Annotated in this window: 26 protein-coding genes and 1 tRNA gene; 24 read left to right on the top strand and 3 right to left on the bottom strand. The window is 54.6% G+C overall.

All coding sequences use genetic code 11. The features are described from left to right. From ACLQMU_RS06380 to ACLQMU_RS06370, 3 genes are all read left to right on the top strand, one after another. Positions 1-101 (top strand): PGF-CTERM sorting domain-containing protein (locus ACLQMU_RS06380; RefSeq protein WP_422148764.1); only part of this gene is annotated, 101 nt, incomplete at its 5' end. Positions 102-464: 363 nt separating this feature from the next. Further along, positions 465-1,991 carry an AMP phosphorylase gene (locus ACLQMU_RS06375; protein ID WP_422149087.1) on the top strand — a complete coding sequence of 509 codons (1,527 nt, stop codon included), beginning with the start codon at positions 465-467 and terminating at the stop codon, positions 1,989-1,991. 90 nt (positions 1,992-2,081) lie between these two features. Continuing rightward, entirely contained in the window at positions 2,082-3,440 is a 1,359-nt protein-coding gene (locus ACLQMU_RS06370; protein WP_443673615.1) for a carboxypeptidase regulatory-like domain-containing protein, read from the top strand. A 360-nt stretch (positions 3,441-3,800) separates the two neighbouring features. Here the strand turns inward: ACLQMU_RS06370 and ACLQMU_RS06365 are convergent. After that, positions 3,801-3,872: transfer RNA gene (locus ACLQMU_RS06365), tRNA-Arg, on the bottom strand. A gap of 56 nt (positions 3,873-3,928) precedes the next feature. Here ACLQMU_RS06365 and ACLQMU_RS06360 point away from each other — a divergent pair. Beyond that, on the top strand, positions 3,929-4,372 hold the full coding sequence (locus tag ACLQMU_RS06360) for a dCTP deaminase (RefSeq protein WP_422150360.1): 444 nt from the start codon (positions 3,929-3,931) through the stop codon (positions 4,370-4,372). Continuing rightward, entirely contained in the window at positions 4,369-5,322 is a 954-nt protein-coding gene (locus ACLQMU_RS06355) for a DUF128 domain-containing protein (RefSeq protein ID WP_422150359.1), read from the top strand. Before ACLQMU_RS06360 ends, ACLQMU_RS06355 begins: the two co-directional genes overlap by 4 nt. A gap of 2 nt (positions 5,323-5,324) precedes the next feature. Here ACLQMU_RS06355 and ACLQMU_RS06350 read toward each other — a convergent pair whose 3' ends face one another. Beyond that, on the bottom strand, positions 5,325-7,652 hold the full coding sequence (locus ACLQMU_RS06350) for a tubulin/FtsZ family protein (protein ID WP_443673614.1): 2,328 nt from the start codon (positions 7,650-7,652) through the stop codon (positions 5,325-5,327). Between the two features lie 361 nt (positions 7,653-8,013). On the opposite strand from ACLQMU_RS06350, the gene ACLQMU_RS06345 reads away from it, so the two are divergent. Both ACLQMU_RS06345 and ACLQMU_RS06340 read left to right on the top strand, forming a co-directional pair. After that, the gene (locus ACLQMU_RS06345) at positions 8,014-9,000 is read left to right on the top strand and encodes a 5,10-methylenetetrahydromethanopterin reductase (protein ID WP_424039726.1); all 987 of its coding nucleotides are present in this window, start codon (positions 8,014-8,016) and stop codon (positions 8,998-9,000) included. 194 nt (positions 9,001-9,194) lie between these two features. Further along, the gene (locus ACLQMU_RS06340; protein WP_422150230.1) at positions 9,195-10,121 is read left to right on the top strand and encodes a galactose-1-phosphate uridylyltransferase; all 927 of its coding nucleotides are present in this window, start codon (positions 9,195-9,197) and stop codon (positions 10,119-10,121) included. Between the two features lie 53 nt (positions 10,122-10,174). On the opposite strand, the gene ACLQMU_RS06335 is transcribed toward ACLQMU_RS06340, so the two are convergent. Further along, positions 10,175-11,017 (bottom strand): F420-dependent methylenetetrahydromethanopterin dehydrogenase, encoded by an 843-nt coding sequence (locus ACLQMU_RS06335; RefSeq protein WP_422150229.1) that lies wholly within the window; start codon positions 11,015-11,017, stop codon positions 10,175-10,177. Between the two features lie 349 nt (positions 11,018-11,366). On the opposite strand from ACLQMU_RS06335, the gene ACLQMU_RS06330 reads away from it, so the two are divergent. From ACLQMU_RS06330 to ACLQMU_RS06250, 17 genes are all read left to right on the top strand, one after another. Beyond that, complete coding sequence (locus tag ACLQMU_RS06330; protein ID WP_373008772.1) at positions 11,367-11,771, top strand: Tfx family DNA-binding protein; 405 nt, start codon at positions 11,367-11,369, stop codon at positions 11,769-11,771. A 650-nt stretch (positions 11,772-12,421) separates the two neighbouring features. Then, a complete protein-coding gene (locus tag ACLQMU_RS06325; protein WP_422150228.1) occupies positions 12,422-13,435 on the top strand; it encodes a 50S ribosomal protein L3 in 1,014 nt (337 codons plus the stop codon). Positions 13,436-13,441: 6 nt separating this feature from the next. Then, the gene (rpl4p, locus tag ACLQMU_RS06320; protein ID WP_424039729.1) at positions 13,442-14,188 is read left to right on the top strand and encodes a 50S ribosomal protein L4; all 747 of its coding nucleotides are present in this window, start codon (positions 13,442-13,444) and stop codon (positions 14,186-14,188) included. Continuing rightward, the gene (locus ACLQMU_RS06315; protein WP_422150226.1) at positions 14,189-14,440 is read left to right on the top strand and encodes a 50S ribosomal protein L23; all 252 of its coding nucleotides are present in this window, start codon (positions 14,189-14,191) and stop codon (positions 14,438-14,440) included. 10 nt (positions 14,441-14,450) lie between these two features. Next, on the top strand, positions 14,451-15,167 hold the full coding sequence (locus tag ACLQMU_RS06310; RefSeq protein WP_422150225.1) for a 50S ribosomal protein L2: 717 nt from the start codon (positions 14,451-14,453) through the stop codon (positions 15,165-15,167). A 5-nt stretch (positions 15,168-15,172) separates the two neighbouring features. After that, a complete protein-coding gene (locus ACLQMU_RS06305; protein WP_422150224.1) occupies positions 15,173-15,592 on the top strand; it encodes a 30S ribosomal protein S19 in 420 nt (139 codons plus the stop codon). 5 nt (positions 15,593-15,597) lie between these two features. Further along, positions 15,598-16,062, top strand: coding sequence for a 50S ribosomal protein L22 (locus ACLQMU_RS06300; protein WP_422150223.1), 465 nt, complete (start codon positions 15,598-15,600; stop codon positions 16,060-16,062). A gap of 1 nt (position 16,063) precedes the next feature. Next, complete coding sequence (locus tag ACLQMU_RS06295) at positions 16,064-16,765, top strand: 30S ribosomal protein S3 (RefSeq protein ID WP_422150222.1); 702 nt, start codon at positions 16,064-16,066, stop codon at positions 16,763-16,765. Then, on the top strand, positions 16,766-16,969 hold the full coding sequence (rpmC, locus tag ACLQMU_RS06290; protein ID WP_422150221.1) for a 50S ribosomal protein L29: 204 nt from the start codon (positions 16,766-16,768) through the stop codon (positions 16,967-16,969). Beyond that, positions 16,966-17,232 (top strand): ribonuclease P protein component 1, encoded by a 267-nt coding sequence (locus ACLQMU_RS06285; protein WP_422150220.1) that lies wholly within the window; start codon positions 16,966-16,968, stop codon positions 17,230-17,232. The genes rpmC and ACLQMU_RS06285 overlap by 4 nt, the downstream gene beginning before the upstream one ends. Positions 17,233-17,249: 17 nt before the next feature. Beyond that, positions 17,250-17,576, top strand: coding sequence for a 30S ribosomal protein S17 (locus ACLQMU_RS06280; protein WP_422150219.1), 327 nt, complete (start codon positions 17,250-17,252; stop codon positions 17,574-17,576). Next, positions 17,573-17,971, top strand: coding sequence for a 50S ribosomal protein L14 (locus ACLQMU_RS06275; protein WP_422150218.1), 399 nt, complete (start codon positions 17,573-17,575; stop codon positions 17,969-17,971). The genes ACLQMU_RS06280 and ACLQMU_RS06275 overlap by 4 nt, the downstream gene beginning before the upstream one ends. A 10-nt stretch (positions 17,972-17,981) precedes the next feature. Next, positions 17,982-18,347, top strand: a complete 366-nt coding sequence (gene rplX / locus ACLQMU_RS06270; protein WP_422150217.1) for a 50S ribosomal protein L24 — start codon at positions 17,982-17,984, stop codon at positions 18,345-18,347. Then, the gene (locus tag ACLQMU_RS06265; protein WP_422150216.1) at positions 18,347-19,072 is read left to right on the top strand and encodes a 30S ribosomal protein S4e; all 726 of its coding nucleotides are present in this window, start codon (positions 18,347-18,349) and stop codon (positions 19,070-19,072) included. Before rplX ends, ACLQMU_RS06265 begins: the two co-directional genes overlap by 1 nt. Before the next feature lie 5 nt (positions 19,073-19,077). Then, positions 19,078-19,575 (top strand): 50S ribosomal protein L5, encoded by a 498-nt coding sequence (locus ACLQMU_RS06260; RefSeq protein ID WP_422150232.1) that lies wholly within the window; start codon positions 19,078-19,080, stop codon positions 19,573-19,575. After that, entirely contained in the window at positions 19,576-19,731 is a 156-nt protein-coding gene (locus tag ACLQMU_RS06255; RefSeq protein WP_012106085.1) for a 30S ribosomal protein S14, read from the top strand. A gap of 14 nt (positions 19,732-19,745) precedes the next feature. Further along, a complete protein-coding gene (locus ACLQMU_RS06250; RefSeq protein WP_422150215.1) occupies positions 19,746-20,138 on the top strand; it encodes a 30S ribosomal protein S8 in 393 nt (130 codons plus the stop codon). Positions 20,139-20,141 lie beyond the last annotated feature (3 nt).

Raw genomic sequence — 20,141 nt, 5'->3', positions numbered from 1 at the left:
CGGTAGCCCCCACCAAGACCCCCACTCAGCCCGGGTTCGGTGCACTGGTTGCCCTGATTGGTCTCGGCGCTGTGGCACTCCTTGTCGTGCGCAGGCACTAACCTAAATCCTAAATTTTTTCTTTTTTCGCGCCCGATTCATAACCCCGGGTTTCATTCCTGTGAAATGATTACCCGCCACTGTCGGTTTTAACCGGTTATACCCCTGTGGTTCCGGAGAAAAACTATCCAATATTCACGATTTGCCGCACACATTATGGGGAATCACCGTCGCACCGCAGAGGTTTTCACAGGTGGGCGGGATTAAAAGGCAGCACCGGTTTCAATCCTGAAGAGAGCCGGACGTTTTTTATTCCACGGGCACCGGATCCGGGACGATTTTTTATGATGAACCGTCCTATCTTCCTGTACCAGAGGCATTGTCCCCCGGATACGGGGAATATCCTGGTGCGTGGCGAGTCTAGTATGAAGCTTACCGTAAAGATCCTCGATATTGCAACACGACGCGGGGTGCTGCTCAACCGTCTCGATGCACGGAGTATCGGCGTGCTGGATGGCGACCGGGTACAGATCATCAACCCGAAAAACGGTGTGGCCGTCACTGCCGTCGTGGCAACGACCACCACCCTCGAAGGGCAGGGAGCCGCCGGTGTTTACCGGCCTACCAACCAGCGGCTGAACCTCGCCGAAGGCGAGCAGGTTGAGATACAGGAGGCCGACCGGCCGGCGTCGCTCGATTTTATCAAGAAAAAGATGGACGGGGGCCGGCTCTCGAAAGACGAGACCCTGACGATCATCAAGGATGTGGTCAACGATGACATCTCCGCAGCAGAGCTCACCGCGTTTATCACCGCATCGTATATCAATCCCCTTGACATGGACGAGGTGGAGCATCTCACCCGTGCCATGGTCGAGACCGGCGAGCAGATAAAATTCGCGTCCCGTCCCATTGTCGACAAGCACTCCATCGGGGGCGTCCCGGGCAACAAGATATCCCTGCTCGTAGTCCCCATCATTGCCGCAAGCGGGCTCAAAATCCCCAAGACCAGTTCCCGTGCCATCACCGGGGCCGGGGGAACTGCCGATCTTATGGAGGTTCTTGCAAATGTCGAGTTCTCCGCACACGAAGTCCAGGAGATGACCGAGAACGTGGGCGGTACCATCGTCTGGGGTGGCGCTACCAATATCGCCCCGGCCGATGATCGCATCATCCTTCAGGAGTACCCGTTCAAGATCGATGCCCGTGGCCAGATGCTTGCGAGTGTTATGGCAAAGAAATTTGCAGTCGGGGCGAATATTGTGGTCATCGACATCCCGGTGGGCAACCATACCAAGGTACCGACGGTCCAGGATGGCAGGAAACTTGCCCGCGAATTCATCGAACTTGGCGAGCGCCTCGGCATGAAAGTCGAATGCGCCCTGACCTACGGGGACATCCCGGTCGGGCACAGTATCGGGCCGAATCTCGAGGTCAAAGAGGCACTCCGCGTACTTGAAGGCGCTACCGAGCCAAACTCATTTATCCAGAAAAGTGTTGCGCTTGCCGGGATCGCCCTGGAGATGTCCGGGAAAGCTGCACGGGGAACCGGTGCCATCATGGCACAGGACATCCTCACCAAGGGAAAAGCCCTGGAAAAATTCCGGCAGATTATCGAGATCCAGGGGGGTAACCCAAAGGTCAAATCAGACGATATCAAGCCCGGCGAACACCAGTTCGTAGTCAATTCACCGTCATCAGGCTATGTCATCGAAATGAACAACCAGTCCCTGATCACGCTTGCACGTATCGCCGGGGCGCCCCATGACCGGGGTGCCGGCATCCTGCTCCATGCAAAGAAAGGAAAACTTATCAAGACAGGTGAACCGCTCTTTACCATCTACGCAGACCGGGAATGGCGTCTCCAGAAGGCACTTGAAGAGGGGCGGCATCTCGTGCCGGTGATCGTAGAAGGAATGCTCCTTGACCGGGTGCCTTCCCTGTCGGAACTCTGAACTAAAAAGGGAATATCCGAACCGATGGGATAAAATACGAGCAGAGGGGGATATTTTACTATGTATCAATCCCGTATTCGTTTCCTTTTTGTGCTGCTGTGCCTTGTCCTGTTCTGCAGCGCAGCACAGGCGACGAACCTGCTGATCACGGTGCAGGACAGTGTTGACAACTCCACCATTCCTCATGCCACCGTGTTTCTGAATGGGGTCAATGTTGGCCTGACCAATAGTGCCGGCCAGTTCCTGCTCCAGTCCGGCCAGGGAGATCTCAACCTCCTCATTACCATGGACGGCTATGATAACTGGGGAGGCACTGTCAGCGGAAACGCCACCTCGCTTTCTGTCATCTTAATTCGGCAAACCCTTTACCTGAATGTCTCTCTTTTTGACTCCAACTCGCTTGAACCGGTGTCCGGGGCAACCCTGGTTTTAACCTCTGCGAATTCTTCCCAGACACAGACTTCAGATGTCTCGGGTGCCGCATCATTCGGGGTAACCTCCTATACCTTTTATTCCCTCAATATCACGGCACAGAACTACCAGCCCCGCAGCGAAACAATTGAAGTTGACGCATCCGATCAGAATGCCCAGTACTGGCTGTTATCCCAGAATCAGTACTCCTTTGTCGTCGAAGACAAAAACAGCCAGGCACCGGTGGCCGGCGCAAGCATAAGTGTTAATTCGGTGCTGCTGGGAACAACGGATTCACGCGGGATTCTGATCGCCCCCATAAGCCGGAATACTCCCATCAGCGTTGAAGTGGAAAAGACCGGCTACCAGACAGTAATCCAGTCGCTCACCGTCAGTACGAACGAAGCTGTTGACGCGGTCGTTCTGACCCCCGTACCCGTCAGTGGCTTTGTCTCTGTGTATGATCAACAAAACCAGCCCATCAGTGGTGCAAATATATCTCTTAATGGCACTGTGGTTGCAAGCACCAACACGTACGGCCGTGCCATACTCCAGAACCTTGTTCCCGGAACCTACTCGATTGTGGTAGAAAAGACCGGGTATACACCGGTGAGCCAGCAGATCAATATCATCAGTAGTTCCAGTGAATTCCCGGTGGTATTATCTCTGTCTACGATAAGCCAGACCATCTTTGTCCAGGATACCGACCAGAAGAACCTTGCCGGTGCCACCGTCATTCTTAACGGGGCTGTGGCGGGAACCACCGACTCGCATGGCCAGCTGGACACGCAGCTCACCTATAATACCCCCTATAATATTACGGTAACCCAAAACGGGTATCTCCCTCAGTCCGTCCAGCAGACGATTCCCCTCGGGAATACCACGACTCCTCTTACCCTCACGCTTCAAAAGAACATGGACTGGGGATTTGTGACTCTTGTCGGGATTGGTATTCTCGTTGTGCTCTTCCTGTACGCCATTATCCGGCTGGCCCGGCGCAGGAACCGTCACCATGCAATAAAGCGGAACGAAATTTAACCCGCTATCCTTTTTTATAATTACTGCATTTGAGAAAAAGAGGCGGATTGATCCTATTCCCCCCAATGAGCCCTTAAAATTGATAAAAAATATGCGAATGGGATGCCGCTGCAGGATATCCTGAGGCATAGCGGGGCGGGATTTTCAGGAGTGCTTTATTTTCACCGAACTGCCACCGGGACAACGGTATTCATGCTTCCGGCGGGAACGTGATATTCTTCTCTCAAATCCGAACAATATTAAAGGAAATACTGCCTTTTTGCGAAATGCAGTGATATAATCAACACGAAGATCGGATGCATCCGATTTTTGAAATTACCCTGGCCACTCAAGCACCGGGATTTCCCGGCTGCGATCGAACGGACCCAGCGGGAATCGAACCCGCGTCCTTGGGTTCGAAGCCCAAGAGGATGTCCTCTACCCCATGGATCCTTCCCAACGTATCACCATCAAAAGATATTAAGTATTCTCTACCGATAAACTAATGAATGATACTGTCTGCGCAGGAGATTACCCGCCGGCTTCACAGCGAACAAGCACAGGAAAAACTGGGAATCACGCCCTATGCCGTGGAATGCCAGCAGCCCGCCTCCTACGATCTTCGTGCCGCAGATGACATTTGTCTGGCCCGGGGCACATGCACCCTCGTGCCAAGCATGGAGTGGGTCGAGCTGCCCCCGGATGTTGCCGGGACGCTTCGCTGCCGGTCATCGTTTGGCAGGCGGGGGGTACTTATGGGTGCAGGTTTTGTTGACCCGGGATTCCGCGGTCAGCTGACCCTCTGCCTGACGAATATAGGACCGGCTGATATCGCTCTCCGCCGGTCCGAACGCATTGTCCAGATGATCCTGCACGAGGTAAAAAACGGGTGCAGGCGGTATGACGGGCGGTACCAGGACAGTACCGGGGCAGTGGAGGCAAAAGAGACATGATACGGACAGAACGCAAGTATGTCGAGATCCTGCGCATCTTAAAAGAGCACCGCGATCCGGTAGGTGCAAAGCGTCTCTCGGAACTGATGGCGGAAAGGGGTTTTGTCTTAAGCGACCGGGCCGTGCAGTATTACCTCAGTTACCTTGATTCGATGGGATTTACCGAGAAGATCGGGAACCAGGGCAGAATCCTGACGCCGGCCGGTTTTCTTGAAACCGACAACGCCCTTGTCGATGACAGGATCGGTTTTATCATCTCCAAACTTGAACGGCTCGCGTACCGGAGCACCTTTGACCCGGCAACAGGGACCGGGGATGTGGCATACAATCTTTCCATCGTCCCCACGGAAACACTGGACCGGGCTCTCGGCGCATTCGACGAAGTCATACATGCCGGGTGCGGGTTCTTCAACTCCTACCGGATTCTCGATCACGACCCAAGAGTGCCTCAGGATTGTATCGGGGTAATCACCCTGTGCAGTATCACCATGGATGGTGTTTTCCAGAGAAATGGCATTCCGGTCAAGATGGCGTACGGGGGAAGGCTTGAGATCGAGGATAACGTACCCCGGCGATTCCGCGACCTGATCGGGTACCGCGGAACCACTATCGATCCGCTCGAACTCTTCATCTCATCGGGGCTGACTTCGATCAATAACTATACCCGTACAAAGACCGGGATTGCGCTGGCAAACGTCCGCGAAGTTCCCAGCTCTGCCAGGACCGAAATCGAGGAAACAATCCGGCAGATGAACGACTGTGGTTTTGTCTATCCGGTCACCATGGGCAACCAGGTATTCAACCTGCCGGACAATCCCTACCGGCTCTCGATTGTCGCCTACAGCGGCCTCAACTATATAGGCAACTGTGTTGAACAGGGAATTGTGATCCGGACAGAGATCGGCGCCGGGAACATACCCTTCTCAAAAGTGGCGGATATCAATCGCTGACGTCAGGAAATCTCATCATCCCGTGCTGCTGATTTTCCGGTTTTTTTCTTTGCAGGTGAAAGGAAGTCTTGACGCTCTTCTGCAGCCCCCTCATCCTGAGAACCAGGCCTGCCTTTTTTTGTTTTAATATCCGTGTGGAGCAGTGCCTCGTCTTTTACCTGGAATGGTTTTTTTAGTGAAACCGACTTTCCCAGAAAAATATCGTCGCGTGCCGGCTGGAGACGATCTTTAACACCGATTTTTGTCTCTTCCAGGGGGGCAGCCACGGAGAAGTCATCCATTTCTACGGCGAGATCGAGTTCCTCCTGGTGAACGGGACCTGTCTGTTCGCTCCTCTCATGGGACGTCCATACGTCCTCTTTTCCGCGCTCCTTTTTTCGTATCCTGATGATCGTTCTTTCACCTGAGGGTTTTTCAGTTACCGCAGGCTCCCCGGGAGATACCGGCCCGCGAACCGGTGCCTTTGCAGTCACTCTCCGGATAATGGTTTTTGTCTCCGGTTGGGCGGGAATGGGCGTCCGCACCGGAATTACCGGGGTTTCCCTAGTATCAGGGTTTTCGGATGTTGGTATCATCCGCTGTCGCTGCAGCGCCCGGTCAATCTTCTGGTGATCCACATCCCTGCTCTTTGCCATGGTATGTTTGAGAGGGAGACTTCCTTCATACCCTGATTCGAGCGATCTCCTGACTGGAGGAGGGGTGCCTGGTTTTGGGGAAGGTACTGCAGGTGTCTCGTTCAGCGTGTACCGGTGTACCGGTGTCCCTTGAGGCGCCGGGCCAGTGGGCTTTACTCTCGCTGTTCCCCGGGAGAGGGCAGGTTCCCGGAACGATTCCTGTTGTTCGGGAGAGGGGGGCGGCACCCGCATTTCCGTTGCAGTCCCCCTTTCTTCCAGAATTCGTGGCCGTACTGCCTGTGGCCGCGAACCCGCCGGAACAACTGATGGCAGTGGCTGAGCCGGCTTTAACGACGCACCCGGATTTCCGGCAGATCCCCCTGCGTGATCCTGATCGGGGGCCCTCTTTGTTGTTCTCCCGCCCGGGAGACTGATCATGTCATCCCTGAGTTCTGTGCCACCCCATCCGGCGCCGGCCTCCGATACTGCACCGGCTTTTCGCAGACCCGTAGCCGGTGGGAGGTTGAGAGACCCCGGGACCCCCCGGGAGACCCCGGATTGGTACTGTTCCCGGATCTCCCTGATTTCAGTGATCCGGGGAATGTTTTCGAGGCCACTCAGCACGACAATGATTGCCACATATTCCGAGTTTGTGACCGGGTAATCCCCGGATCGCATCTCCATACCGGCGATGCTGCGGTCAATCCATTTCCGGACGGTCATGATACCTTTCATGGAAATCTCATGGGACGGGCCGGCAACGAGGATCAACGCCTTCGCGGCACTGGTCATGTCGCAGGGGATGGATACTTCCTGGTAAATGGCCTGCTTGGCAAGCTCGATGATCCGCTCTGCACTTTTTCTCTGTTCCATGGTAGCATCGGCCGTGCGCAGCCGGGAAAGAAATGCCATGGGGCCCTGCGATAAGTGTTCCACGGCATATCCGATTGCAATGAACCCCATCCCTTTTATGGTATTGAGCACTTCGCTCGAGTCCATCACGACTTCGGCGAGATCGATACCGCCGTCAGCCCGGAACTCCCCGGCCCGCAGGATAATGCTGATTCTTCGGATAATGCTCTGGTTCAGGAGTTTATACGTGATGTCCTGTGCGGATAGTTTTGGCTGATTTTTGCCAAATCCGAACAGTCCCTGCCCTCTGGCGGCCTGCTCAGCCACCAGGACGTCGCGCCTGGCAGCGATCTTTTTTAACCAGGTTTCATTATCAAACAGGATGGTTCCATCGAGCAGGGGAACGATGTTATCGATATCGTCTGCTGCTTTTGCCGACCGCTTTTCCCCCTCGGACAGGGTGGGCAGCGTCACGAGACCGAAGATCGGCTCAGTGACTGATGCCCTGAGGGCAGAAATGAGGTGCGGTGCCACGTCCGTCATCATTCCGCCAAGTCCGCAGCAGATCAGGATTGCATCGGTTTCACCTCTTTCCAGGTTCTGGATGCGGCCTATAATCTCCCCGATTTCGATCGTTGTATGACGGGATGCAGTGGACGCCTGCCGGGAAAAATCGGGCTCAACTGCCGTAAAGCCAATCTTGGCCTGTTCGGGCAGCCCCTGGAGTTGCGCCAAGGTCTCACCGTCAATATCTACAGCTAGCGCCTGGACGCATGTCACTTTACTGCTTCTCCGGTCATTGGCATAGAGGGCATTGGCAATCCGGCAGCCGGCGCCTCCGAGGCCAATCGCAAGTATCCGCATGGAGATCTCCAGTCAGGGAACCTGTTCTGGTACCCGTATATATCTAAGTAAATATTCTCCTCTGAAGTTCAATATCTTATAGGATATACTCATCTAAAAAATATGTACTGCCTTCTATCGTTAGTACAACCGGTAAAATCAAATTCAGGTTCACCCGGCCGGGTGGCTGGTAAACCCGAAATTGTGGTTTGAATGACGAATTCATCCTGCGTTTTTCCCGGATTGGTGCCTTGTTTCCGGATCCCGCCTCTCAAATATTGAATATCGGGCGCGAATCCATGCCGCTTATCCAGCAGGCGCAGCGTTAAATGATAATTTATTTAAATGCGCGGACGGTAATACTCCATGAGGTGAACAAGCCTTGACATATGGAATTGAATTTGTACCAGGAAATGTAAATGTAAAGCAGGTTGTCAACTTCTGTAAACTTGCTGAATCCAAAGATATCGACTTTGCATGGATCACCAACCACTACAACAACCGCCACTGCTACCCCACACTCGCCGCCATCGCACAGGCGACAACGACCCTGAAGATGGGACCAGGTATCATGAACGCTTTCACTGACACCCCGGCCGCCATGGCATCGTTCTTCTGCACATTGAACGAAATTTCCGACGGGCGTGCAGTGCTCGGTATCGGACCCGGTGACCTGTCCACTCTCCCGAAGCTGGCAATCAACCCCGAAAAGCCGGTTGCCCGTCTGGAGGAAGCAGTCGTGCAGATCCGTAAACTCTGTGCAGGTGAAGAGGTCAAGAAATCAGGCATGAAGTTCTTTGACTACGACGGCGCAAAGCTGACCGGTGTCACGCTCCCTGGCAAGAAGGGCATTCCAATCTACATCGGCGCACAGGGGCCCAAGGTTCTTGAGCTCGCCGGAAAGGTCGGTGACGGTGCATTGATCAACGCATCCAACCCCAAAGACTTCCAGATCGCTATCCCGATCATCAAGAAGGCATCCGATGCAGCAGGCAAGAAGACCTTCGATGTCGGTGCATACACTGCAATGTCCATTGACCGCAGCGAGAAGAAGGCACGCAATGCAGCAAAGATCGTTGCCGCATTCATCGCAGCAGGCTCTCCGCCGGAACTCCTGACCCGCCACGGTCTCGACCTCAACAATGTGGCAAAGATTAAGGCGGCACTCGGAAAATTCGACTTCAAGTCCGTCGGAGAACTTGTCGGGGACAAGGAGATCGATGCATTTACCATTGCAGGCACTCCTGAAATGGTCAAGGCAAAGTGCGAAGACCTCACCAAGGCCGGCGTTACCCAGATCATCTTCGGTTCACCACTCGGTCCCGACATGACCACCTCTATCCGCCTGCTCGGCAAGTATATCGTATAAGCAGATCACGAATCTGCCACGAATACAGCTGAAACAGGCTCCCTCTGGGGGCCGTGGCAGATAGTAATCTTTTTTTTTTCTTTTGATGTATAACACCTGTTTCGAACAACCGGCTTTTGCGAAACTTAGTACCGGTGGGAACTGATGTGCAAATGTCTATCTGATCCCGGACGGTACTCTATTCAAGAGAGGACATGTTTGTCGTAACTGACGTTCCTACCGAAAAGGGTACACTCCAGTACCGGGAAGAGCACCTGACCGGTCTGCGGTGCCGGATCAGTCCGGAGCGGCTCAAGCGGCATATCGATCAGCCGTTCTCCATTCCCGGGGAACCGGCGGGTTGTCCGTTCTGCCGTGAAAACATCTTTTCCGTCACCCCGACATTTGCTGACGGAACCCGCATTCTCCGGGGGGAAAGCGTCACGTTTCCCAACATGTTCCCGTTCGCCGCATGGCATACGGTCACGGTAATCACCCGGGATCATACGGTCCCCGTCTTTACCCGGCAGCAGATCGCCGATGCGCTCCATGCGCAGGTTGAATCACTCCTCCGGTATGATGGGTATCCAAGTATCAACTGGAATTATCTGCCTTCTGCAGGGGCAAGCATTGTCCATCCCCATATGCAGGGGATCGCTGACCGGCGTCCCTCGTGGATGACAGATCGGTACCTGACTGTTTGCAGAGAATTTCATGCAAGGACAGGGAACCGGTACTGGGATGCCGTGCGGGAGCAGGACCGGATTTCCGATCGGTATCTCTTTGGCGAGGAAATTTTCTGGTCCGCCCACGCAGTGCCGGTGGGAGAGCGCGAGGTGCGGGGTCTCCTGCCGGTCGCCCGGCTGGATGAGCTGGAGAGCTATACTGATACCCTTGCTGAAGGGATCCTCGAAGTCCTTTCGCTCTACCGGAAACTGGGCACGCACGCGTTTAACATGGCTATCTTTTTTGGCAGGGAAACAACAGAGGATTTTTCTGCATTCTGTTCGCTGATCTCGCGGATCAACCCGAACCCCTTATCCACGAGCGACTCAGCGTTCATGGAGCGCCTCCACAACGAACCGATTATCCTGACCCTGCCCGAGGATCTCGGCCGGTACTACCGGAATGAAGGCCGGTGAACACAGTCAAGGAATACGAAGTGGAGCAAAAAAAGAAGAAAAAATGAATAAATTTACTCGAATTTTGCTACGAGTTTGTTCTTGCAGACAAGCGTGCCGTCCTTCTTGTGGGGCTGGCGCTTGATGCTGTCGCCACTCTTCTCGAGCTCGCGGGCCTGGTCGCAGAGATCTGCGGCGCACCTCATCATCTCGTGAGCGCTTGCAACGATCGGGATGTATTTCTCCCATTCCTTGGTCATGAAGCAGCCTTTGACGTTCTGGCCTGCAACCGCCATGGCGATCTCGTGGGCAGCGCGTGCTTTTGCAAGGGCATAGGGGTTGGTAAACTCGCCGTCGACCGCCTTATCGGTGGTCATGATGATCTTCGGGAGCTCGATTTCAGTGCCCTTCTTGCCGGCCTTGACCTGGTCGATGACCTTGTCGAGAGCGACCTGGAGTTTGCGGAATGCACCGGTGAGTGCCAGGACTTTGACGAGGTTACCGTTGTAGTCGGCCATCTCGACGGGGTCGAGGAATTCGCGGCGTGCACCGATCATGGAGTCTGCCTTCATGATGATGTAGCCGAACTTGGTGTCAGCCTTGACGCCTTCCCACTCCTTCTTCGTGGTTACATCATCAGTGATGATGATTGTCGGGATACCTGCTGCAGCGAGCTGTTCGCGGGCACCGGTCGGGCCGGGAAGAACACCGTTGGGGGAAACTACAATACAGAAGTCCGGTTTGTATGCCTTCAGGTTGGAAACGACACGGTCAACATCTGCCGGCTCGAGTTTTGTACCGCTGGTCGCCATGAATGTCTGCATATCTTCACGGTCTGCTCTCTCATCGAGGAGCAGTTCTGCCATTACGCCACTTGCAATATTGCCTAACTTGGCAACTCCTACTTTAACAACCATTGAAATTTCACCTCTATTTTGTTTTATAGCACGTTAATATGACCCGGTATTCTTATAAACATTTTGAAATCACTTTTTACGCCGGATATGCAGTTCTTTGTTTTTGACTGAATCGTTCGGGCACCGCTGGGATTCGGTGCGTGCCGGAAACTCTGGTAACGGAAAGGGTACCTGCGGCCCCTCTTTCATCACTTAATGCCCGTTCATTTTCAAACAGTTCGTTGACCAAGACGATTCTTTGCGAAGACGGTTCCTTCTTATTTATCTGCGAACCAATTCATCCGCTAATCCCGGCAGCTGGTGCGATGTTAACGAAAAGTGTTTAAGTCCCCGGGATGGAATGGATAGTATGAAAGATGGTCTTCTCACCGACAGGCAAAGAGAAGTACTCCGGTACCGGAAACAGGGAATGACCCAGCAGCAGATCGCAGACATCATCAGCACTTCAAAAGCTAATGTCTGCACAATAGAAAAATCTGCAATGGAAAATATACGGCGGGCAAAAGAGACGCTCGAATTTTTATATACTCTTGACGCCACGCACCTCTGCACCATCCCTTCGGGAACAGACCTGTTTGAAGTCCCGAGCATGATCTTTGCCGAAGCGGAAAAAGCCAAGATTAAGGTGAAGTACGATACGATATCCCTGATCAACCGGCTCCGGGAAGCCCGTCCGCAGTCATACAAGGCGCGGTGCATCTGCGAGGATGTGCAGATCTATATCACGGATGAAGGAGAGATCTATTTCGGATAATTTACCCGGCGCCGGATCACTTTAGTCCCGTCATTCGCGGCTGGTGGTCCCGGCGTGTGACACCCCGGGTGCTGGCATAAATATATATGCTTTTTTAATCTATATTTAAGGAAGCCGATATGGGGGTATCCCTGCAGTACATGCCTCTGTGGAATGTACAGCACCGGCGGAATCAGGCCCGAATTGACACAGGGAATGATGCTGCCGTGGGTAGTTCCCCGATTGGTGACCTCCGCATCCATGCGGAGGATCCCGAGAAGGAGTTGTGATCCGTCACAACGGGCTGACAGAGTTGGATCTGACCGGGACGTACAGGTGGACGTTTTCTGAAACGAGCCTGTTCTCCTGATAAAAATCAGGGGATACGTCAATGTCAGGGTCTTCTTTCGCGAGAAAAAATACCGGAAATTCACCGGGTTGGCGGGAATGATTCATCCCCTCCATCCAGGTTCCGGAGCAACCGGCACACGGGCAGGACAGATAATACTATTCGCAGGATGCGGGTAAGCGTTTACGTCCTGTCCGATGGCGCCGGATCGCGTGTTGGCTTACCAGACAGGCAAGTGATAGCACTTCAGTCTCGGATTCATCGTAAGAGTTCGTGTCCAGTAAAAAATCCAGAAACACGAATGCAAAGGATTGATTGACACATGCCAAAGATAAACAGACCACGCCGAGGCTCACTGGCATACAGCCCACGAAAACGTGCACAGAGCCCCATACCCAAATACAAGTCCTGGCCACAGCACACCGGCGCACCCGCGTTGCTTGGCTTTGCAGGCTACAAAGTGGGGATGACGCATGTTCTCATGGTTGATGACCACAAGGACAGCCCGACAGAGGGCAAGGAGATTATGGTCCCGGTTACGATCATCGAAATCCCGACCATGAAAGTTGCCGCCATCCGGGCATACTCGCAGGATACCTACGGCAAGCATGCGTTTACGGAAATTTGGGCAGAGCCGCTGGACAGCCAGCTCTCCCGCAGGGTGACCGTGCCCAAGAACTACGACAGCGCGGCAGCAAAGAAGAAATTTGCCGACGCTCTTGCCGCAGGGCTGGTAGCAGAGATCTATGTTCTTGCGTACACGCAGCCGGCAACCATCAGCGGCGTGCCAAAGAAGGTACCCGACCTCATGGAGATCAAGATTGCCGGTGGGGACGCTGCAAAACAGTACGAGTTTGCCCTCGGGCTGCTGGGAAGGGAAATCCGGCTCAACAACGTGATCGAAGCCGGTGCATATGCCGATATCACTGCAATCACCATCGGTAAAGGTACGCAGGGACCGGCCAAGCGCTGGGGAGTATCTCTCCGGAAGAGGAAACACTCTGTCGGCGGGAAAGAGCGTCACGTTGGGACGCTCGGGCCATGGAATCCCCACCACGTACGGTGGCAGGTTCCGCAGAGCGGCCAGATGGGTTTCCAGCAGCGTACCGAGTTCAACAAGCGCATTTTAAAGATCGGTGAGAACGGTGCCGAGATCACACCCGCAGGAGGATTCCTCAATTATGGTGTAATCCGGAGCGCATATGTTGTTATCAAGGGGTCTGTCCCGGGCCCAGCAAAGCGCCTTATCCGTATCCGCCCGGCAATCCGCCAGGGAGAACATGTTGTACGGTCGCCCGCGATCCAGTTTGTGAGCGTCCAGAGCAAGCAGGGGTGATCAGAAATGAAAGCGCAGGTTAAGACAATTGAAGGCGGAGTGGCAAAGGATATCGAACTCCCGGCCATGTTTTCCGAAGAGTACCGCCCGGATCTGATCAAGAAGGCCGTGATGGCACTCCAGAGCACCAGACGCCAGCCGCATGGCTCATACCCGTTTGCAGGCATCTGTTCCTCTGCGGTCGGCTGGGGAAGCGGACGGGGCGCATCGCATGTACCCCGTCTCAAGAACGGTTCACGTGCAGCAAAGGTCCCGCAGGCAAAAGGCGGGCGTGAGGCGCACCCGCCGGTTACCGCAAAAGTGCTGATAAAAGAGATTAACCAGAAAGAGAAGCAGAAAGCATTCCGGTCTGCGGTTGCAGCGAGCATCCGTGCCGATCTCGTCAGTGGCCGGGGTCATACCTTTGATGGTGAAGTTCCACTGATTTTCGAGGATAAGTTTGAGACTCTCGGCCGCACGCAGGATGTCATCTCTGCACTGACAAGCATCGGTGTGTACAAGGATGTCGAACGTGCAAAAGACAGCCGCAAGGTCCGTGCAGGCAAGGGCAAGCTCCGTGGCCGCCGGTACAAGCAGAGAAAGAGCCTGCTCATTGTTACCTCAGGCCCCGAGTTCCGCGCCGCCCGTAACCTTGCCGGTGTTGACGTCGTGACCGTAGACCAGCTTAATGTTGAGCACCTCGCCCCGGGCATGCAGGCAGGACGCCTGACCGTCTGGACTGAAAGTGCAGTTACACGTCTGGAGGGAAAGTAAATGTCTACCCTGAAACACCCGTTTGTCACAGAAAAAGCAATGGTGCTTCTGGAGAATGAGAACAAACTCCAGTTCCTTGTTGACAGGAGGGCCACCAAGCAGGATATCAAACGCGATATCGAGAAGGCGTTTGACCAGAAGGTAAAGCGTGTTCACACGCTTATGACCCTGCATGGTGAAAAGAAAGCCGTTGTGAGCTTCGAGAACGAGAAAGCCGCCGAGGAAATCCTGAGCCGGCTTGGCATTATGTAAGGTGGGGAACATGGGACATCGAATTACAACACAGAACCGGGGCAGGGGAGGCCCGACCTATCGCGCCCCATCCCACCGGTACAAGGCTGAGTTAAAGCACATCGGGGACGGCACAAAGAAGATCACCGGTGCGATCATCGATATCGAGCATGATCCGGCGAGAAACGCCCCGATTGCCCTTGTGCAGCTCGAGGACAAATCGAAGGTCTACATGCTGGTAACCGAGGGTGTCGGTGTCGGCGAGGTCGTATCCTGGGGGACCGATGTCGAGGTCAAGAACGGGAACACGCTCCCGCTCCAGAGCATCCCGACCGGGTCCTATATCTGCAACATCGAGTCGCGCCCCAACGATGGCGGCAAGTTTGTCCGCTCGAGCGGGGTCCAGGCAGTTGTTGTCGACAAGATTGGTGAACGCGTCGGCGTCAGGATGCCCAGCGGTAAGACCAAATGGTTTAACGCACGCTGCAGGGCGACCATAGGTATTGTTGCCGGTGGCGGGCGCGTTGAGAAGCCGTTTGTAAAAGCCGGTAACAAGTACCACAAGATGGCGAACACCGCATCGAACTGGCCGCGTGTCCGTGGTGTCGCGATGAACGTCATCGATCACCCGTTCGGTGGCGGCGGGCACCAGCACACGGGTCGCCCGAAGACCATTGCCCGGGGTACTTCTCCAGGCAGGACGGTTGGATCTGTGGCAGCACGCCAGACAGGTAAGAGCAGGAAGTGAACGGTATGGCAGCACCAAAAAAGACACAGAAGAGAATGCCCAGACGGCGTGAAGAGTTCACCTATCGCGGGTACAAGATCGACGAGCTCAAGGCGATGGGGTTAAGCGAACTCATCCCCCTGATGCCAGCCCGTGCACGCCGAAAATTCAACCGCGGGCTCAACCGCGGCGAAGAGACGTTGCTTGCAAAGATCCGGGGCGGGGACGAGAAGGTCAGGACCCACCTGCGTGAAATGATTGTCATGCCTGAGATGATTGGAAAGAGCATCGAGATCTATAATGGCAAGGAATTCCTAAAAGTCGAGTTCCAGCCCGAGGCCGTCTTCCACTATCTTGGCGAATTTGCACTCACGAGAAAGAGGGTTACCCATGGTTCCGCCGGTATCGGTGCAACGAGGGGCAGTAAATACGTACCGCTGAAGTGATGGAAATGGCACGCATTGCATATTCAAAGAAGATTGACGGTGACAACATAGCCAGAGGCAAAGCAAATGAGCTTTCCGTCTCTCCCAAGCATTCGATCGAGATCGCCGATTTCATCCGGCACCAGCGCGTCAACGATGCGCTCAGCTACCTTGCTGATGTGGTCGCGCTCAAGAAAGCCATCCCGTTCAGGCACTTCAACCGGAATGTCGCGCACAAGCGCGGTCTCCCCGGCAACTGGGATGCAGGCCGGTACCCGGTCAAGGCATCCAAGGCGTACATCAGGATCCTTGAATCCATAAAAAAGAATGCGGAATACACCGGACTGGACACCGAGAACCTGGAGATCATCCATGTCTCGGCAAACCGCGGGCGTGCCCAGAAGGCGTTTTTCCCGCGGGCAATGGGCCGGGCGTCCCCCAAGGTCCGCGAAACCGTCAACATCGAGATTGTGGTACGGGAGGTCGCATAATATGGCCGTCGAAAGGAAATTTATTTCAGAAGGTGCCCGCAAGGCCCGTGTCGAGAAGTACCTGACAAAAGAGCTCAAGCGCGCAGGCTTCGGTGGCATGGACATCGCCCGTACGCCTCTTGGGACACAGGTCACCATCTTTGCAGAAAAGCCGGGGATCGTGATTGGCAAGGGTGGGAAACTCGTCCACCAGCTGACTCAGGACCTTGCCCAGAACTACGGGGTTGAGTCTCCGCAGATCGAGGTCCAGCAGGTCCAGAACCCCAGTTTCAACGCCCAGATCATGGCGGAGAGGCTGGCAAACGCTCTCGAGCGCGGGTGGTACTTCCGTAAAGCAGGTTCGAGCATCATGCGCCGGGTCATGGACTCCGGTGCACTCGGATGCGAGGTCGTAATCGCCGGTAAGTTAACCGGTGCACGTGCCCGTACCCAGAAGTTCACCGAGGGGTACATCAAGCATTGCGGTGAACCGAGCAATACAATCGTCGAGAAAGGCTATGCGATCGCCATCAAGAAACTTGGCGTAATCGGCGTGCAGGTCAAGATTGTTCCCGCGGATGCAAAGATGCCCGACCATTTTGCCATCATCGAACAGGTAAAAAAGCAGCCGGCAGCACCGAAGGCAACGATCACCTCTATCGGCGACGTTGATACCGAGGAGCCGGTTCTTCCTGATGAAAATATCGATGAAGAGGTGCAGTAAATGGCAATCTTACGGGCGCACGATGTCGGGCAGCTCACGGATGTCGAACTGCAGGAACAGATGGGGAAACTCCGGATGGAGCTTGTCCAGCACTACGGAAAGGTCAGTGCCGGTGGTGCTACCGAAAACCCCGGGCACATCCGGGAACTTCGGCGCACCATTGCCCGCCTGATGACCGAGAAGAACCGCAGGAGCCGTGCATGATCTCCTGCCAGAACGTGATGAGGCACGAACTGATCGGCCTTGACGTTCTGGTAGCTGGAGCCGCAAACCCGTTTCATAACCAGGTAAGCGGACGCATCATCGATGAGACAAGGAATCTTGTTGCCATACAGACGCAGGCCGGAATAAAGAAGATCCCAAAACGTGGGAGCATATTCCGGCTTTCTCTGCCCGACAACACCCTTGTTGAGATTCATGGGTCCGCACTGATACTGGCTCCAGAAAAGAGGCTCAAGCGAGCATAAAAAAAGAGGATACCATAATGGCACAAAACATTGGATTGAACGTCCAGCCTCCCAAGCAGGAATGCAAGGACGTTAATTGTCCGTTTCACGGCACTTTACCGGTACGCGGCCAGGTGATTACCGGTAAAGTCGTGAGTGACAGGATGATGGGAACGGTCGTAGTTGCCCGGGATTACCTGCACTACGTCCGGAAGTACAACCGGTACGAAAAGCGCATCTCCAAGCTTCACGCCCACAACCCGCCCTGCATCCAGGCAAAGGTAGGGGATCTCGTGAAGATTGCTGAGTGCAGACCGTTGTCGAAGAGCACGACGTACGTCGTTGTCGAGGTGCAGCAGCCATGAAGGCAAAGCAGTCCAAGACGCCGAGGGCGCTTGCGACCGGAACCAAGCTGACCTGCGCTGATAATACCGGCGCGCGTATCGTCCAGATCGTATCTGTCTTCGGCTATCATGGTGTGCGCCGGCGCCAGCCCAAGATGGGCCTTGGCGACATCGCGACGGTGACCGTGAAGAAGGGCACGCCCGACATGCGCAAGAAGCTGGTCCGGGCTGTCGTCATCCGCCAGAAGAAGGAAATGCGCCGCCCCAACGGCATCCGCGTTTCCTTTGACGACAACGCTGTTGTCGTCGTGGATGAGAAGAACGAGCCAAAAGGAACCGAGATCAAGGGACCGGTCGCACGTGAAGTGGCAGAGCGGTACCCTAAGCTTGGCTCCATGGCGACGATCATTGTGTGAGGTGGTCTGAATGGTCAGGATTGAAAGTTCACAACCACGCAAACAGAGAAAAGCGCGGTATACCGCACCTTCGCACATGAGGTCCAAGTTCCTCAACGCACCGCTCTCGGCAGCGCTCAAAGAAAAATATGCGAAAAAGACGATGCGCGTTATCAAGGGTGACACGGTCAAGGTCACCCGCGGCGACCATGTCGGCGAGGAGGGGCTCGTTGACAAAATCGACACCCGTAATGTGAAGATCATCGTCCATGGTGTCTCATCTACCAAGGTTGATGGCACCGAGGTCCCGCGCCCTGTCGATGCGTCCAAGGTGGAGATCACCAAGCTCAAGCTCGATGACAAGCGCCGCGTCGAAAAACTTGGGGAGAAGGAATAATGTCAGATCATCTGAAAAGGCTCAACGCGCCCGATTCGTGGCATATCGCCAAGAAGACCACGAAGTTTGTCGCAAAGACAGCGCCCGGCCCGCACAATGCAAATGCAATGCCGGTAGCCGTCTGGCTCCGGGACCAGCAGGGTCTTGCCCGGACTATGAAGGAAGTCAAGCAGATCCTCAAGCAGAAGGATGTCATCATCAACGGGAGCCCCTGCCGGGATCCCAGGATGGGCATCGGTATCTTCGATGTTATTGCTCTTCCCAGAATCGGTAAGTACTACCGGGTGCTCAGGGATCTCAAAGGCCGGCACAAGACCGTGGAGATCGATGCAGACGCAGCCCAAGAGAGGCTCTGCAAGATCCAGAACAAGACTACCATCACCGGTGGCAAGGTCCAGTTGAATCTCCGGTATGGGGCAAACATCATCGCAGATAATACCTACAAGTCAAACGACTCCGTGGTTATCTCCCTCAGGCCCGAGGACCGGTTCAAGATCATTGAACACTACCCGTTTGCCGCCGGTAACATGGCGACTATTACCGGTGGCCGGCACTCCGGCAAGGTGGCGCGGATCGTTGAGATCATCAAGACTCCCGGCAGTGTCCCCAACAAGATCATCCTTGAGGACGAGAAGACCAAAGAGCGCTTCGACACCGTCGCTCCTTATGTCTACATGATCGGAAAAGAGACCATCTCAAAATCAGGCTGGGGGCTTGAACAGTGACCGCAATGCGAGATATCCACATCGATAAGGTTGTCGTCCATATGGGTGTTGGCGAGAGTGGTGAAAAACTTGTCAAGGCCGAGAATATCATGAAGACGATCACCAGACAGACACCGATCCGCAGCGTGGCAAAGATGACACAGCCGGCGTTCTCCATCAGGAAAGGCGCCCCGATCGGGTGCAAGGTCACGCTCCGGGGAAAACCAGCACAGGATTTTATCAATACAGCCCTGACCATCGTCAACAAGACGATCTTTGAGAGCCAGTTTGACAAGAGCGGGAACTTCTCGTTTGGTATTGAAGAGCACACGGATTTCCCCGGCATGTCCTACGATCCGCAGATCGGGATTTTCGGGATGGATGTTAACGTCGTGCTCGAAAGGAACGGCATCAGGATCACCCGCCGGAGAATGCAGCAGAAGAAGCTTCCCGAAAAGCAGCGCGTGAAAAAGGAGGATGCAATTGCGTTCCTCAAGAAAGAATATTCGGTGGAGGTGCGCTAAATGGGTGGCGAAAGGAAGAAGATCTACGGTCGCGGTGCAAACGAGTGCAAGATGTGCGGGCGCAAGCAGGGACTTGTCCGCCGGTACCACATCATGTTCTGCCGGCAGTGCTTCCGGGAATGGGCGCAGAAAATGGGCTTCAAGAAGATGAACTGAGGGGTGACTGCAAAATGACACGATTAAATACCATTGCAGACGGGATGAGTGCGTTAAAGAACGCAGGTGACACCGGCAAGTCCGAAGTTATCATCGAACCCGCAAGCAAGCTCCTCGGCTCAATGCTGCGCATCATGCAGGACGCCGGCTATATTGCCGGTTTCGAGTTTATTGAGGATGGCCGCGGCGGCCAGCTCAAGGTGCATCTCACCGGCAAGATCAACAAATGCGGGGCAATCTGCCCGCGTTTCTCGGTCCAGCAGAATGAGATGGAATACTGGGAGAAGCAGTACCTGCCCGGCAAGAACTTCGGGCTCATGATCCTTTCCACCTCGCATGGCGTCATGTCGCATGTGCAGGCACGCGAGGAAGGCATCGGCGGCGAGCTGCTCGGGTATGTCTACTAGAGG

It is taken from the genome of Methanoregula sp., assembly GCF_052325125.1.
Classification (GTDB): Archaea; Halobacteriota; Methanomicrobia; order Methanomicrobiales; family Methanospirillaceae; genus Methanoregula.
This window is presented reverse-complemented; position numbering and strand designations above follow the sequence as displayed.

Bases quoted from the DNA above. Each gene is read 5' to 3' on its own strand.
- ACLQMU_RS06260 (WP_422150232.1), top strand. From the start codon at position 19,078: ATGCGAGATATCCACATCGATAAGGTTGTCGTCCATATGGGTGTTGGC.
- ACLQMU_RS06250 (WP_422150215.1), top strand. From the start codon at position 19,746: ATGACACGATTAAATACCATTGCAGACGGGATGAGTGCGTTAAAGAAC.
- ACLQMU_RS06310 (WP_422150225.1), top strand. From the start codon at position 14,451: ATGGGACATCGAATTACAACACAGAACCGGGGCAGGGGAGGCCCGACC.
- ACLQMU_RS06275 (WP_422150218.1), top strand. From the start codon at position 17,573: ATGAAGGCAAAGCAGTCCAAGACGCCGAGGGCGCTTGCGACCGGAACC.
- ACLQMU_RS06360 (WP_422150360.1), top strand. From the start codon at position 3,929: ATGATACTGTCTGCGCAGGAGATTACCCGCCGGCTTCACAGCGAACAA.
- ACLQMU_RS06340 (WP_422150230.1), top strand. From the start codon at position 9,195: ATGTTTGTCGTAACTGACGTTCCTACCGAAAAGGGTACACTCCAGTAC.
- ACLQMU_RS06305 (WP_422150224.1), top strand. From the start codon at position 15,173: ATGGCAGCACCAAAAAAGACACAGAAGAGAATGCCCAGACGGCGTGAA.
- ACLQMU_RS06300 (WP_422150223.1), top strand. From the start codon at position 15,598: ATGGCACGCATTGCATATTCAAAGAAGATTGACGGTGACAACATAGCC.
- ACLQMU_RS06375 (WP_422149087.1), top strand. From the start codon at position 465: ATGAAGCTTACCGTAAAGATCCTCGATATTGCAACACGACGCGGGGTG.
- ACLQMU_RS06315 (WP_422150226.1), top strand. From the start codon at position 14,189: ATGTCTACCCTGAAACACCCGTTTGTCACAGAAAAAGCAATGGTGCTT.
- ACLQMU_RS06325 (WP_422150228.1), top strand. From the start codon at position 12,422: ATGCCAAAGATAAACAGACCACGCCGAGGCTCACTGGCATACAGCCCA.
- ACLQMU_RS06355 (WP_422150359.1), top strand. From the start codon at position 4,369: ATGATACGGACAGAACGCAAGTATGTCGAGATCCTGCGCATCTTAAAA.
- ACLQMU_RS06335 (WP_422150229.1), bottom strand. From the start codon at position 11,017: ATGGTTGTTAAAGTAGGAGTTGCCAAGTTAGGCAATATTGCAAGTGGC.
- ACLQMU_RS06285 (WP_422150220.1), top strand. From the start codon at position 16,966: ATGATCTCCTGCCAGAACGTGATGAGGCACGAACTGATCGGCCTTGAC.
- ACLQMU_RS06280 (WP_422150219.1), top strand. From the start codon at position 17,250: ATGGCACAAAACATTGGATTGAACGTCCAGCCTCCCAAGCAGGAATGC.
- ACLQMU_RS06350 (WP_443673614.1), bottom strand. From the start codon at position 7,652: ATGCGGATACTTGCGATTGGCCTCGGAGGCGCCGGCTGCCGGATTGCC.
- rpl4p (WP_424039729.1), top strand. From the start codon at position 13,442: ATGAAAGCGCAGGTTAAGACAATTGAAGGCGGAGTGGCAAAGGATATC.
- rplX (WP_422150217.1), top strand. From the start codon at position 17,982: ATGGTCAGGATTGAAAGTTCACAACCACGCAAACAGAGAAAAGCGCGG.
- ACLQMU_RS06295 (WP_422150222.1), top strand. From the start codon at position 16,064: ATGGCCGTCGAAAGGAAATTTATTTCAGAAGGTGCCCGCAAGGCCCGT.
- ACLQMU_RS06255 (WP_012106085.1), top strand. From the start codon at position 19,576: ATGGGTGGCGAAAGGAAGAAGATCTACGGTCGCGGTGCAAACGAGTGC.
- rpmC (WP_422150221.1), top strand. From the start codon at position 16,766: ATGGCAATCTTACGGGCGCACGATGTCGGGCAGCTCACGGATGTCGAA.
- ACLQMU_RS06265 (WP_422150216.1), top strand. From the start codon at position 18,347: ATGTCAGATCATCTGAAAAGGCTCAACGCGCCCGATTCGTGGCATATC.
- ACLQMU_RS06330 (WP_373008772.1), top strand. From the start codon at position 11,367: ATGAAAGATGGTCTTCTCACCGACAGGCAAAGAGAAGTACTCCGGTAC.